We start from the raw sequence: 704 nt of genomic DNA on the forward strand, positions 1-704 counted from the left end.
ACGGCTCCCACCTATCCTGTACAGATCGTACCCAAATTCAATATCAAGCTGCAGTAAAGCTCCATGGGGTCTTTCCGTCTTGTCGCGGGTAACCTGCATCTTCACAGGTATTAAAATTTCACCGGATCTCTCGTTGAGACAGCGCCCAAGTCGTTACGCCATTCGTGCGGGTCAGAATTTACCTGACAAGGAATTTCGCTACCTTAGGACCGTTATAGTTACGGCCGCCGTTTACTGGGGCTTCGGTTCATAGCTTCGCCCGAAGGCTTACCACTCCCCTTAACCTTCCAGCACCGGGCAGGCGTCAGCCCGTATACTTCGCCTTGCGGCTTCGCACAGACCTGTGTTTTTGCTAAACAGTCGCTTGGGCCTTTTCACTGCGGCCCCCTCGGGCTATTCACCCTACCGAGGCACCCCTTCTCCCGAAGTTACGGGGTCATTTTGCCGAGTTCCTTAACGAGAGTTCTTCCGCGCGCCTTAGAATTCTCTTCTCGCCTACCTGTGTCGGTTTGCGGTACGGGCACCTTCTCCTGGCTAGAGGCTTTTCTTGGCAGTCTGAGATCATGACCTTCGCTACTATAATTTTCGCTCCCCATCACAGCCCAGCCTTACGATGTGCGGATTTGCCTACACATCAGCCTCACTGCTTAGACGGACATCCATCAGTCCGCGTCACTACCCTACTGCGTCACCCCATCGCTCAT

General features: G+C 53.8%; 1 rRNA gene. It reads right to left on the minus strand.

Features of this window, described 5'->3' with window-relative positions:
• A 23S ribosomal RNA gene (locus tag HFE01_RS26410) occupies positions 1–704 on the minus strand; the annotation flags it as partial.

The organism is Paenibacillus sp. EKM10P (genome assembly GCF_011800655.1).
Taxonomy (GTDB): Bacteria; Bacillota; Bacilli; order Paenibacillales; family Paenibacillaceae; genus Paenibacillus; species Paenibacillus polymyxa.